Below are 13,225 nucleotides of genomic sequence, written 5' to 3'. Positions count from 1 at the left end.
ATTGTTGACAATGCGAGCGGGTTGCAGTCAAATAACGCCCTTAAAAAATACAGCTGCTTTGGTCAAGAAATGCCGTCTGAAAAATTTTCAGACGGCATTTTGTTTGGCAGGCATTTCTGCCGCATCATCGGAAACGGACGATACGCCCTTCATCGACGCGGATGCGGACCGTACCGTTTCCGGAAATACCGTCCGTATGTTGTCCGACAGTCAGGTTTAAGGTCAGCTCGCCGTGTTCGGGATGGACGGCGGAAAGCCGGAGCGAGTCGGGCAGGCGGACGAGGGACAGCAGGCGGCATTCCGTTCCATGATTGTCCAAGCACACGGCATTTTGCGGAATATGGCGGTCATCGTCGGTATTGGGCAGCCCCATCAGACGGGCGACCTGCACGCCGGCAGGCGTTTGAATCAAGGTTTCGGGCGTACCGCATTGAAGGATTTTCCCCTCGTGCATGACGGCGATTTCGTCCGCCGCCGTGCAGGCCTCTTCGGGCGAATGCGTTACCAAAACGGCAGGGATGCCGCCCTTGCGGATGCGTTCGGCGGTCATACGGCGCAGCCGGTCGCGCAAATGCGTGTCCAAACTGGAAAACGATTCATCCAGCAACAGCAGGGAAGGGCGGACAACCAAAGCGCGCGCCAGTGCCAACCGTTGCTTCTCGCCTCCGGAAAGTTTTTCAGGCTTGCGGTGCGCCTCGTTTTCCAGCCCGACTTCGGCAAGTGCCGACAAGGCGAGGCGTTCGGCTTCGGCTTTCGGCATTTTTTGCATTTTCAAACCGAATGCCGTATTTTCCAGCGCACTCATATGGGGAAACAGCGCGTAATCTTGAAACATCAGCGAGATACGGCGTTTTTCGGGCGGCATACAGGTAATGTTTTCCCCGTTCAGCCGAATTTCGCCGCCGTCCGGCCGGACGATGCCCGCAATCATATTCAGCAGGGTGGATTTGCCGCAGCCCGACCGCCCCAGTACGGCGAGTATTTTGCCGCGCCCGACAGTCAGGCAGATGTTGTCGGCGACCGTTTTGCCGCCGAAGCATTTGCAGAGTCCGTTCAGTTCAAGCATGGCGCATCCTATAAACGTATGCCGTCCAGCCACTCGGACAGCGGATGGGCGGCATCAATCAGACCGTAACGGTAAAACGCGTCCAGCGTAACCAGTTGCGCGTCGTGCATCATGTTTTTCGACAACATGGCATCCAATAGGCCGCCAATGTCCATCTTTTCAAAACCCGCTACCTCGCCATCCTGATTTTCAGGCAGGAAGGTTTCGGGCAGGACGGCATCGAACACATACAGGATTTCATTGTGCACACCTCGGCTGACGGGGCGAAGGCTGTGCAGCCGCGATACTGGGCGGATGAGCGGAAACAGCGTTTTATCCAAACCGGCTTCTTCGCTGCTTTCGCGGCACACGGCTTCAGACGGCATTTCGCCGCCGGAAACACCGCCGCCGGCAATATTGTCGAGCTTGCCGGGATCGACTGCTTTGTGCGGACTGCGCCTGCCTATCCAAAAATGCCATCTGCCGTTCGATTCGACCAAACCGTTGAGATGGACGGCGCGGCTGAGTAGTCCGAACGGACGGAAAGCGGCGCGTTCGAGCGTGAACAAGGGGTTGCCGCCGCCGTCGGTCAGGTCGAAACACTCGTTGCGCCATCCGTGAAGCAGCCCCGCCTTGTTCCATGTGCGGGCGAGGTGCTGCAAGCGTCCGCCCATATCCGGCCAGCCGTCCGCATTCAGAAAAATGCCGTCTGAAGACTCGGAGCAGCCTGCCTCCCAGTCTTTTTTGATGCGCTCAGCCCATTCCGGCGACAGATTGCCCAAAGGAAGACGGTTCAGATACAGCGTTTTCCAGCAACTTTCGGCACCGTAACTTGCTTTTGCCCGCTCGAACAGGGCATCAAGGTCTTGTTTGCTGACGGATTCGGTAAAACGGACGGTCGGCATAGCCGGCTTTCTTGAACACAATGCGGAAGATTGTAGCCAAACCGCCTGAATTTGCAACCGCAAACAGACGGCGGCCTGCCGTTCCGATATTGCGGCAGGAAGGAAAATCCGGCAAAAAACGGAGGCGGCAGGAAACAGGAAAAACAAAACCCCCTCGGCATTGAACCGAGGGGTTTGATATTTGGTTGCGGGAGCAGGATTCGAACCTACGACCTTCGGGTTATGAGCCCGACGAGCTACCATGCTGCTCCATCCCGCGTCAGAAGATGAAACTATACGGCAGATTTTTTATGTTGTCAAACATTATTTCCGTGAAAAATCATAAAGTTTTCCGTCCGGCGGCTTATGCCTGATTTGAAATATCATTTTCTTTACAAAAGTTCATGTTCGTGATTTAATTTTGGTTAACATCGAAACAGGGGTGCTGCCTGATGTTCAGGCGGCTGAGAAATACCCTTTACACCCGATCGGGATAATACCTGCGTGGGGAGTTTTCACGGATTCTGTCTTTCAGACGGCATTGGTTTTCAAATGCCGTCTGAAAACGCAAAACGCTCCTGTTTCTTTATTCTAAACGAGAAAACAGGAGCATTTTTTATGACTACGCCAAAAAAAACCGCCAAAATTTCCGGCAACGAAGCGCGCGAACTTTCCGACTTGAGCGAAGACATCGGCATCCGCTTCAAATATCCGAACTCCGAACGCGTGTATCTGCAAGGCAGCCGCGACGACATCCGCGTACCTTTGCGCGAAATCCGTCAGGACGACACCTACACGGCGCAAGGTACGGAAGCCAACCCGCCTATTCCGGTGTACGACACCAGCGGCGCATACGGCGATCCGGCGGCGCACATCGACCTGAAACAAGGCCTGCCGCACATCCGCACGGCGTGGCTGGACGAACGCGGCGATACCGAAATCCTGCCCAAACTCTCCAGCGAATACGGCATCGAATGCGCACACGATCCGAAAACCGCCCATCTGCGCTTCAACCAAATCACCCGCCCGCGCCGTGCCAAAGCCGGCCGCAATGTAACCCAGCTCCATTACGCCCGCCAAGGCATTATCACGCCCGAAATGGAGTTCGCCGCCATACGCGAACGCATGAAGCTGGACGAGCTTTTCAGACGGCCTGAATACGCCAAGCTCTTGAAACAGCACACAGGGCAAAGTTTCGGTGCGAACATCCCGACCCGTCCCGACCAAATCACCCCCGAATTCGTGCGCCAAGAAATCGCCGCCGGACGCGCGATTATCCCCGCCAACATCAACCACCCCGAACTCGAACCGATGATTATCGGCCGCAACTTCCGCGTCAAAATCAACGGCAACTTGGGCAATTCCGCCGTAACCTCCAGCCTGACCGAAGAAGTCGAAAAAATGGTGTGGTCGCTGCGTTGGGGCGCGGACACGATTATGGACTTATCCACAGGCGCGCACATCCACGAAACGCGCGAATGGATTATCCGCAACGCGCCCGTCCCCATCGGCACAGTGCCGATTTACCAAACTTTGGAAAAAACCGGCGGCATCGCCGAAGATTTGACTTGGGATTTGTTCCGCGACACCTTAATCGAGCAGGCGGAACAAGGCGTGGACTATTTCACCATACACGCGGGCGTGTTGCTGCGTTATGTGCCGATGACCGCCAACCGCCTCACCGGCATCGTATCGCGCGGCGGTTCGATTATGGCGAAATGGTGTTTGGCACATCATCGGGAAAACTTCCTCTACACGCATTTCGACGAAATCTGCGAAATCATGAAGGCGTATGACGTATCGTTCAGCTTGGGCGACGGCCTGCGCCCCGGCTGCATTGCCGATGCCAACGACGAATCCCAATTCGCCGAATTGCACACCTTGGGCGAATTGACCGATAAAGCGTGGAAACACGACGTACAAGTCATGATCGAAGGCCCCGGCCATGTGCCGCTGCAACGCGTCAAAGAAAATATGACCGAAGAGTTGCAACACTGCTTTGAAGCACCGTTTTACACACTCGGCCCGCTCGTTACCGACATCGCCCCCGGCTACGACCACATCACTTCGGGCATAGGCGCGGCCAATATCGGCTGGTACGGCACGGCGATGCTTTGTTACGTTACCCCCAAAGAACATTTGGGGCTGCCCGACAAAGAAGACGTGCGCACCGGCATCATCACCTACAAACTCGCCGCCCACGCCGCCGACCTCGCCAAAGGCTGGCCGGGCGCGCAATTACGCGACAACGCCCTGAGCAAGGCGCGTTTCGAATTCCGCTGGCGCGACCAATTCCGCTTAAGCCTCGACCCCGAACGCGCCGAGAGCTTCCACGACGAAACCCTGCCCGCCGAAGGCGCGAAAATCGCCCATTTTTGCTCAATGTGCGGCCCCAAATTTTGCTCGATGAAAATCACGCAGGAAGTGCGCGACTACGCCGACAAGCAAAAAGCCCAACGGCAGGGTATGGAGGAAAAAGCGGTCGAGTTCGTCAAAAAAGGCGCGAAGATTTACAGTTGAAACGTCAAGCAAAAAATGCCGTCTGAAGCCCGGAAAAAAGGCTTCAGACGGCATTTTTTCGCTTGTGAAAATGATTAAACAACCGATCATTAAAGTAATTTTTAAAATTTTTATATTCACATAGATGGGAATGATGGGATTTAGGGTTCTGATTTTGTTTTGAGAGAATGAAGGAATTTGAGATTGTGGGCGATTATCGGGAAAAATAGAATCTTTCCGCCGTCATTCCCGCGCGGGCGGGAGTCCGGACCGCTTGTTCGGCAAATGAGGGGGCGGATTGCGCGCCTGTCAGATAAAAACCGTGTTTAAACGGGTGGCAATGAGGCACATGCAGGGCCTTGAAGCGCAATCGATATATTATTTCCACCGGAACGGACGACCCCGCCCGCCTTGCAAACCCTTAAAAGACAAGCCGCCCGGGTTGATCCGGGCGGCCGTGGAAAATCACTTACCGCTTGATTTGTTTGAAATTTAAGGCCTAATTTGCCTTAGGTGGCATCATGTTTATCGCGGCAGGTTGACGGCAGGTGCTTGGTGTCGATTTTGTCGTTGCCGCCGGCGTCGTCGGCAACGGTGTCGGCTTTGGCGTCGGTGCGCGTAACCGGCTGTCCGCAGAACCATTTTACCGAACCGTTTTCACGCCTGCCCCACAGGGAGAGTTTTTTGCCTTGGATTTCTTTGTTTACGCCGCTTGAATTCATTGTGGCGGTGACGACGCCTTTTGCGACTTCAACTTTCTGAACATATTTGCCTTTGATTTCGCCGGAGGATGCCACGCCGGCAGAAGTGTTGTTTTCCGGCCATTCGCCGTGATTCAGGTAATACCCGGCAACGGCTGATTTTTTGGAAGTGTTTGAAATCGGCGCGTGGTGTTTCGTGCAAACGGCAGTTGATTTATCGCGGCAGGTTGACGGCAGGTGCTTGGTGTCGATTTTTTTGTCGGCGTCGTCTTTGGTGACGTCGTCGGCTTTGCCGGCGTTGCCGGCGTCGCGCTTAACCGGCTGTCCGCAGAACCATTTTACCGAACCGTCTTGACGCTTGGCCCACAGGGAGAGTTTTTTGCCTTGGATTTCTTTGTTTACGTTGCTTGAATTCATTGTGGCGGTGACGTCGTCTTTGGCGGCGTTGGCGTTGTCGCGCTTAACCGGCTGTCCGCAGAACCATTTTACCGAACCGTCTTGACGCCTGGCCCACAGGGAGAGTTTTTTGCCTTTGATTTCTTTGTTTACGCCGGTTGAAGCCATTTGGGCGGTAACGACGCCGTTTGTGACTTCAACTTTCTGAACATATTTGCCTTTGATTGTTGAAGCGGATGCCACGCCGGCAGAGCCGTTGTCTTTGGGCCATTCGCCGTTTTCAGGTAATATTCGGTGAGGGCTGATTTATTTGAAATTTAAGGCCTAATTTGCCTTAGCTAGCAGAGAACGGGTCACGGCAGGTTGACGGCAGGTGCTTGGTTTCGATTTTGTTGGCGTCGGTGACGGCGTCGTCGCCGCGCTTAACCGGCTGTCCGCAGAACCATTTTACCGAACCGGCTTCACGCCTGGCCCACAGGGAGAGTTTTTTGCCTTTGATTTCTTTGTTTACGCCGGTTGAAGCCATTTGGGCGGTAACGACGCCTTTTGCGACCGTAACGCTTTTAACATATTTGCCTTTGATTGATGAAGAAGATGCCACGCCGGCAGAAGTGTTGTCTTTCGGCCATTCGCCGTGATTCAGGTAATACCCGGCAACGATGATTCATCGCGGCAGGTTGACGGCAGGTGCTTGGTTTCGATTTTGTCTTTGTCGGCGGCGTCGGCAACGGTGTCGTTGGCTTTGTTGTCGCGCGTAACCGGCTGTCCGCAGAACCATTTTACCGAACCGTTTTCACGCTTGGCCCACAGGGAGAGTTTTTTGTTTTTGATTTCTTTGTTTACGCCGTCTGATTTCATTGTGGCGGTAACGACGCCGTTTTTAACTTCAACCTCTTTAACATATTTGCCTTTGATGTCGGTGGGGGAGGATGCCACGCCGGCAGAAGCGTTGTTTTCCGGCCATTCGCCGTGATTCGGGCAATACCCGGCAACGATGATTCATCGCGGCAGGTTGACGGCAGGTGCTTGGTTTCGATGGCGTTGCCGGCGGCGGCGTCTTTGGCGACGTCGTCGTTGTCGGCGGCGTCGTTGCGCGTAACCGGCTGTCCGCAGAACCATTTTACCGAACCGGCTTGACGCTTGGCCCACAGGGAGAGTTTTTTGCCTTTGATTTCATTGTTTACGCCGGTTGAAGCCATTTGGGCGGTGACGACGCCGTTTTCGACTTTAACTTCCTTAACATATTTGCCTTTGATGTCGGTGGCGGGGGATGCCACGCCGGCAGCGCCGTTGTCGGCGGGCCATTTGCCGTTATTCAGGTAATACTCGGTAACGGCTGATTTTTGACCTTCGGCCAAAAGGATGGCTTCGTCATTCCCGCGCAGGCGGGAATCCGGGTCTGTCGGCACGGAAACTTATCGGGTAAAACGGTTTCTTTAGATTTTGCGTTCCGGATTCCCGCTTTTGTGGGAATGACGGTTTAGGTATTTTTATAGAAAGCCGTAGGTGGTGTTTCTATGCAAACGGCAGATGATTCATCGCGGCAGGTTGACGGCAGGTGCTTGGTTTCGATTTTTTCGTTGCCGTTGCCGGTGGTGTCGTCGGTGACGGCGTCGTTGTTGGCGTTGTTGGCGTCGCGCTTAACCGGCTGTCCGCAGAACCATTTTACCGAACCGTTTTCACGCCTGCCCCACAGGGAGAGTTTTTTGCCTTTGATTTCTTTGTTTACGCCGTCTGATTTCATTTCGGCGGTAACGACGCCGTTTGCGACCGTAACGCTTTGAACATATTTGCCTTTGATGTCGGAGGGGGGGATGCCACGCCGGCAGAAGTGTTGTCTTCCGGCCATTTGCCGTGATTCGGGTAATACCCGGCAACGGCTGATTTTTTGGAAGTGTTTGAAATCGGCGCGTGGTGTTTCGTGCAAACGGCAGTTGATTTATCACGGCAGGTTGACGGCAGGTGCTTGGTGTCGATTTTGGTGCCGGCGTCGTTGGCGTCTTTGACGTCGTCTTTGGCGGCGTTGGCTTTGTCGCGCTTAACCGGCTGTCCGCAGAACCATTTTACCGAACCGTCTTGACGCTTGGCCCACAGGGAGAGTTTTTTGTTTTTGATTTCATTGTTTACGCCGCTTGAAAGCATTTTGGCGGTAACGACGCCTTTTTCGACCGTAACGCTTTCAACATATTTGCCTTTGATTTCTGAAGCGGATGCCACGCCGGCATCGCCGTTGTTTGCGGGCCATTCGCCGTGATTCAGGTAATACCCGGCGAAAACGAGTTGCGGCAGATGAAGCCGGGTGCGGTTTTGATCAATTGCGGGCGCGGCGGGCCGGTGGATGAAAACGCGCTGCTTGCCGCACTCAAATACGGGCAGATCGGCGGGGCGGGTGTCGATGTTTTGACGGAGGAACCGCCGAGGGGCGGCAATCCCTTGCTGAATGCACGATTACCCAATCTGATTGTTACGCCGCATACCGCGTGGGCGAGCCGCGAGGCTTTGGATCGGTTGTTTGAAATATTGTTGGCGAACATTCACGCCTTTGTGAAAGGCGAGGCGCAAAACCGCGTGGTTTGAACCTGTCGGGATTGCGGAAAAAAACGCCGTCTGAACGCCCAAGGGGTTCAGACGGCGTTTTTTGAGATTTCTGCCTAACCGACTTTGTCGCCCGGCTGAGCGCCCGCATCCACGTCAAGCAGCTTCAGTTTGCCGTCTGCCGTGGCGGCGGAGAGGATCATACCTTCGGATACGCCGAATTTTGCCATTTTGCGCGGGGCGAAGTTGGCGACTGCGATGACCATGCGACCGTTCAATTCGGCAGGATTTGGGTAAGACGCGGCGATGCCGGAGAAGATGATGCGTTTTTCAAAACCGAAATCGAGGTCGAATTTCAAAAGTTTGGTGCTGCCTTCGACAGCTTCGCAGTTCAATACTTTGGCGACGCGCATATCGATTTTCATAAAGTCGTCGAAGCCCGCCTGTTCGGCGACTTTTTCGTATTTACCCTCTTCAACGGGCGCGGATGCCGTCTGAATGCTTTGTTTGTTGGCTTCGATCAAATCGTCCACTTGTTTTTGCTCCATTCGTTGCATTAAATGTTCGTATTTGTTGATGGGGTGTCCGCCCAAGGTTTTGCGTGTATTCGCCCAGGTAATCGCGTCCAGATTGAGGAAACGCGCGGCGTTGGCGGCGGTTTGCGGCAACACGGGGGCGAGGTAGGCGGTCAGCATGGTGAAGGCGTTGATGAGTTCGCTGCATACTTCGTGCAGGCGTTCGTCTTGACCTTCTTGTTTGGCGAGCTCCCACGGTTTGTTGGCATCGACGTATTCGTTGACAATGTCTGCCAATGCCATGATGTCGCGCAGGGCGCGGGCGTATTCGCGGTTTTCGTATTGCTCGGCTATGGTGTCGCTTTCGGCGGCGAGTTTTGCCAGCAATGCGCTGCCTGAAACGTCTTTCAGACGACCTTCAAAGCGTTTGGCGATGAAACCTGAAGCGCGGGCGGCGATGTTGACGTATTTGCCGACGAGGTCGCTGTTGACGCGGGAAATAAAGTCTTGCAGGTTCAAATCGGTGTCTTCGATTTTGCTGTTGAGCTTGGCGGCGATGTAGTAGCGCATCCACTCGGGGTTCAGGCCTTGTTCCAAATAGGATTTGGCGGTGATGAAGGTGCCGCGCGATTTGGACATTTTTTGTCCGTCCACGGTCAAAAAGCCGTGTGCGTACACGCCGGTCGGGGCGCGGTGGCCGGAGAAATGCAGCATGGCCGGCCAGAACAGGGCGTGGAAATAGAGGATGTCTTTGCCGATGAAGTGGTACATCTCGGTTTGGCTGTCGGCTTTGAAGTATTCGTCGAAATCGATGCCGATGCGGTCGCACAGGTTTTTAAACGACGCCATATAGCCGACGGGCGCGTCCAGCCAAACGTAGAAGTATTTGCCCGGCGCGTCGGGGATTTCAAAACCGAAATACGGCGCGTCGCGGGAAATGTCCCAGTCGGACAGGGTGGTTTCTTCGCCTTCGCCCAGCCATTCCTTCATTTTGTTGAGGGCTTCGGGTTGCAGATGGGGCTTGCCGTCGTGCGGGTTGTTGCCGGAAGTCCATGCTTTGAGGAAGTCGGCGCATTCGCCCAGTTTGAAGAAGAAGTGTTCGGATTCGCGCAATTCGGGTTTCGCGCCGGAAACGGCGGAATACGGGTTGAACAGTTCGGTCGGGGAATAGGTCGTGCCGCAGACTTCGCAGTTGTCGCCGTATTGGTCTTGGGCGTGGCATTTCGGGCATTCGCCTTTGACGAAGCGGTCGGGCAGGAACATTTGTTTTTCGGGGTCGAAAAGCTGCTCGATGACGCGGCTTTCGATTTTGCCGTTGGCTTTCAGCGCGCGGTAAATGTCTTGGGAAAACTGTTTGTTTTCAGTGGAATGGGTGCTGTAATAATTGTCGTAGCCGATGAAAAAGCCGGTAAAGTCGGCAAGGTGCTCTTTGCGCACTTTGGCAATCATGTCTTCGGGCGCGATGCCTTGTTTTTGCGCGGCAAGCATAACGGGCGTGCCGTGGGTGTCGTCGGCGCAGCAGTAGTAGCATTCGTGGCCGCGCAGTTTTTGAAAGCGCACCCAAACGTCGGTTTGGATGTGTTCGACCATGTGGCCGAGGTGGATGCTGCCGTTGGCATAGGGCAGGGCGGAGGTAACTAAGATTTTGCGTGTCATATTGTGCTTTGCAAACAATGGGTAAAGGCGGATTATACCGCAAATCAAACGGGGAAATGCCGTCTGAAGCCTGAAAAATCGGGCTTCAGACGGCATTTTTGCCAACCGGCGGGATTTATTCGACGGTTACGGATTTCGCCAGGTTGCGCGGCTTGTCCACATCCGTGCCGCGCGCGAGGGCGGTGTGGTAGGCGAGGAGCTGCACGGGGACGGTATGCACGACGGGGGACAGTTCGCCGACGTGGCGAGGTGCGCGGATAACGTGCACGCCTTCGGCGGCATTAAAATTGCTGTCGAGGTCGGCAAAGACGAAAAGTTCGCCGCCGCGCGCGCCGACTTCCTGCATATTGGCTTTGACTTTGTCCAACAGGCTGTCGTTGGGCGCGATGACGACGACGGGCATGTTTTCGTCCACCAAGGCAAGCGGCCCGTGTTTCAGTTCGCCGGCAGGATAGGCTTCGGCGTGGATGTAGGTGATTTCCTTTAGCTTCAACGCACCTTCAAGGGCAATCGGGTAATGGATGCCGCGCCCCAAAAACAGCGCGCTGGTTTTCTTGGCAAACTGTTGCGCCCAAGCGGCAATTTGCGGTTCGAGGTTCAAAGCGTGCTGCACGCTGCCGGGAAGCTGGCGGAGTTCTTCGGTGTAACGTGCTTCATCTTCGCCGGATACCACGCCGCGCACTTTCGCCAGCGTTACCGCCAAACCGAACAGCACGACCAGTTGCGTGGTAAATGCTTTAGTCGAGGCGACGCCGATTTCCGCGCCGGCACGGGTATAAAGCACAAGGCTGCTTTCGCGCGGCAGGGCGGATTCCATCACGTTGCAGACGGAGAGGCTGTGGCGGTGTCCCAAAGATTTGGCGTATTTCAAAGCCTCCATCGTGTCCAGCGTTTCGCCGGATTGGGAAATGGTAATGACCAGTTGGTCGGGGTCGGCAATCACGCTGCGGTACCGGTATTCGCTTGCGATTTCGACGTCGGCCGGGATTTTGGCGATGGATTCCAACCAATATTTGGCGGTCAGCGCGGCGTAATAGGACGTGCCGCAGGCAAGGATTTTGACGCTGCGGATGCTTTCAAACACGCTTTTGGCGTTTTTGCCGAAGTTTTCGGGGATGAATCCGCCGTCGAGGAAAACTTCCGCCGTGTCCGCAATCGCGCGCGGCTGCTCGTGGATTTCTTTTTGCATAAAGTGGCTGTGCGGACCCGGTTCCAAAGAGGCGGGCGAGAGTTCGGATACCTTGACTTTGCGTTCGGCAGGCAGGCCGTTTTTATCGGTCAGCCGTTTGATGCCGTCTGAAGCCAGCAGCGCGATGTCGCCGTCTTCGAGGTACGCCACGCGGCGCGTAAAGGCGATGACGGCGGATACGTCCGAAGCGATAAAGGTTTCATCGTCGCCCAAAGCGACCAAAAGCGGGCAGCCCATACGCGCCACAACTAATTCATCAGGCTTGTCTTGGGCAATAACCGCGATGGCGTATGCGCCGTGGAAACGTTTGACCGCTTCCTGCACGGCTTCAAACAGCCTGCCGCCGTTTTGCGCGTATTCGTGGTTGATGCTGTGTGCGATGACTTCGGTATCCGTTTGCGATTCAAACCGGTATCCCAAACCTTCCAAGCGTTTGCGTTCGCTTTCAAAGTTTTCGATGATGCCGTTGTGGACGACGGCAATCATACCGCCGCTGATGTGCGGGTGGGCGTTCGGCTCGGTAACGCCGCCGTGTGTCGCCCAGCGCGTATGCCCGATGCCGATGCCGCCGCTGATGCCTTTTTCGCGTGCCGCGTCCTCCATAAGCTGCACGCGTCCGACGCGGCGCACGCGTTTGATTTTGCCGTCTGAATACACAGCAATGCCTGATGAGTCATAACCCCGGTATTCGAGGCGTTTGAGGCCGTCGGTCAGAAAATCGACGACGTTGTGATGGGCGCGGATGGCGCCGACGATACCGCACATAAACTGTTCCTTAGTATCCGGTTGAAAAAAAAGATGCGGACGGCTTCCGTACCGCACCTTCCGTTTCGGATTATAAACCGCCTCCCGCGCCGGAAAACAGCAAAATGCCGTCTGAAGGCTTGGGCTTGCTCAAAAAAGGGAGGGATTTCCCCGCCTGACCGGGATGGGCGTTCAGACGGCATTGCCTGCCGCCGGTTTATAGTTTTTGCAAATCAATATTAACAAGCTGAAAAAAAAACAATATACCCGCCCGGTCTTAATGTTAACGGAGTATGGAAATGAAACAAATGCTTTTGGCCGTCGGCGTGGCGGCGGTGTTGGCGGGCTGCGGCAAGGATGCCGGCGGTTACGAGGGTTATTGGCGCGAAAAGTCGGACAAAAAAGAGGGCGTGATTGCCGTCAAAAAAGAAAAAGGCAATTACTTCCTTAATAAAATCAACGTGTTTACAGGCAAGGAGGAGTCTTTGCTTTTGTCTGAAAAAGACGGCGCGCTTTCGATAAACACGGGGATAGGGGAAATCCCGATCAAACTTTCCGACGACGGGAAAGAGCTGTATGTCGAACGCAGGCGGTATGTGAAAACCGATGCGGCGATGAAGGACAAAATCATCGCCCACCAGAAAAAGTGCGGACAAACGGCACAGGCATACCTCGACGCGCGAAATGCGTTGCCGTCAAACCAAACGTATCAGCAGCGTCAGGCGGCGATCGAGCAATTGAAACGGCGGTTTGAAGCCGAGTTTGACGAATTGGAAAAAGAAATCAAATGCAACGGCAGAACCCCGGCATTGTTGCTTTGGCAGGGGACAACCGGGAGGATGCCGCCGTCCGAATCGGACGCGTGGTTTCCATACCGGTACGGGCGGGCGGGAATGTCCGCCTTTTTTTGTTCGGATGCGTTTGAATACCCGTCCGATTCTGTCCGTTTGCAAGGGGGATTTCCGTTCGGGCGGAAATCCATTCCGTCAAATAAGAAAGGCGTTTTGTCCGACCGGCCGGCTTGTGCCTGCGGTATCGCAAAACTTCGCCTTAATGCGCCC

5 protein-coding genes, 1 tRNA gene, 9 pseudogenes and 1 riboswitch are annotated in these 13,225 nt (G+C 54.9%); of the genes and pseudogenes, 3 read left to right on the top strand and 12 right to left on the bottom strand.

The annotated features are described in order from the left end of the window. Positions 1–124: 124 nt before the first annotated feature. The 3 genes from HT085_RS09205 to HT085_RS09195 form a co-directional block, all read right to left on the bottom strand. Positions 125–1,066 carry an ABC transporter ATP-binding protein gene (locus tag HT085_RS09205; RefSeq protein WP_003686969.1) on the bottom strand — a complete coding sequence of 314 codons (942 nt, stop codon included), beginning with the start codon at positions 1,064–1,066 and terminating at the stop codon, positions 125–127. Between the two features lie 8 nt (positions 1,067–1,074). Continuing rightward, positions 1,075–1,950, bottom strand: a complete 876-nt coding sequence (locus HT085_RS09200) for an NUDIX hydrolase (protein WP_003686971.1) — start codon at positions 1,948–1,950, stop codon at positions 1,075–1,077. Between the two features lie 182 nt (positions 1,951–2,132). After that, positions 2,133–2,209, bottom strand: a tRNA-Met gene (locus HT085_RS09195). Between the two features lie 148 nt (positions 2,210–2,357). Then, positions 2,358–2,457, top strand: a riboswitch (TPP riboswitch). Between the two features lie 90 nt (positions 2,458–2,547). Between HT085_RS09195 and thiC the strand changes: the two genes are divergently transcribed. Further along, positions 2,548–4,449, top strand: coding sequence for a phosphomethylpyrimidine synthase ThiC (thiC, locus tag HT085_RS09190; protein ID WP_047918965.1), 1,902 nt, complete (start codon positions 2,548–2,550; stop codon positions 4,447–4,449). Between the two features lie 488 nt (positions 4,450–4,937). On the opposite strand, the pseudogene HT085_RS11970 reads toward thiC, so the two are convergent. The 7 pseudogenes from HT085_RS11970 to HT085_RS11955 all read right to left on the bottom strand — a co-directional run. Next, positions 4,938–5,294 (bottom strand): annotated as a pseudogene (locus tag HT085_RS11970) (pilin); the annotation flags it as partial. A gap of 114 nt (positions 5,295–5,408) precedes the next feature. Then, positions 5,409–5,833 (bottom strand): annotated as a pseudogene (locus tag HT085_RS11960) (pilin); the annotation flags it as partial. Positions 5,834–5,859: 26 nt separating this feature from the next. Beyond that, positions 5,860–6,183: pseudogene (locus HT085_RS09175) on the bottom strand (pilin); the annotation flags it as partial. After that, a pseudogene (locus HT085_RS09170) lies at positions 6,165–6,518 on the bottom strand (pilin); the annotation flags it as partial. The pseudogenes HT085_RS09170 and HT085_RS09175, both read right to left, overlap by 19 nt. Continuing rightward, positions 6,518–6,898: pseudogene (locus HT085_RS09165) on the bottom strand (pilin); the annotation flags it as partial. The pseudogenes HT085_RS09170 and HT085_RS09165, both read right to left, overlap by 1 nt. 107 nt (positions 6,899–7,005) lie before the next feature. After that, positions 7,006–7,415, bottom strand: a pseudogene (locus HT085_RS09160) (pilin); the annotation flags it as partial. 39 nt (positions 7,416–7,454) lie between these two features. Beyond that, positions 7,455–7,790, bottom strand: a pseudogene (locus HT085_RS11955) (pilin); the annotation flags it as partial. A 3-nt stretch (positions 7,791–7,793) separates the two neighbouring features. Here HT085_RS11955 and HT085_RS09150 point away from each other — a divergent pair. Next, a pseudogene (locus HT085_RS09150) lies at positions 7,794–8,102 on the top strand (NAD(P)-dependent oxidoreductase); the annotation flags it as partial. Between the two features lie 74 nt (positions 8,103–8,176). Here HT085_RS09150 and metG read toward each other — a convergent pair. Together metG and glmS are read right to left on the bottom strand one after the other, a co-directional pair. Further along, complete coding sequence (metG, locus tag HT085_RS09145) at positions 8,177–10,231, bottom strand: methionine--tRNA ligase (RefSeq protein WP_010359662.1); 2,055 nt, start codon at positions 10,229–10,231, stop codon at positions 8,177–8,179. 115 nt (positions 10,232–10,346) lie between these two features. Then, a complete protein-coding gene (gene glmS, locus HT085_RS09140; protein WP_003691965.1) occupies positions 10,347–12,185 on the bottom strand; it encodes a glutamine--fructose-6-phosphate transaminase (isomerizing) in 1,839 nt (612 codons plus the stop codon). Positions 12,186–12,457: 272 nt separating this feature from the next. Between glmS and HT085_RS09135 the strand changes: the two are divergent. Continuing rightward, a pseudogene (locus HT085_RS09135) lies at positions 12,458–12,979 on the top strand (hypothetical protein); the annotation flags it as partial. Between the last annotated feature and the right edge of the window lie 246 nt (positions 12,980–13,225).

This window comes from Neisseria gonorrhoeae (genome assembly GCF_013030075.1).
Classification (GTDB): Bacteria; Pseudomonadota; Gammaproteobacteria; order Burkholderiales; family Neisseriaceae; genus Neisseria; species Neisseria gonorrhoeae.
This window is presented reverse-complemented; position numbering and strand designations above follow the sequence as displayed.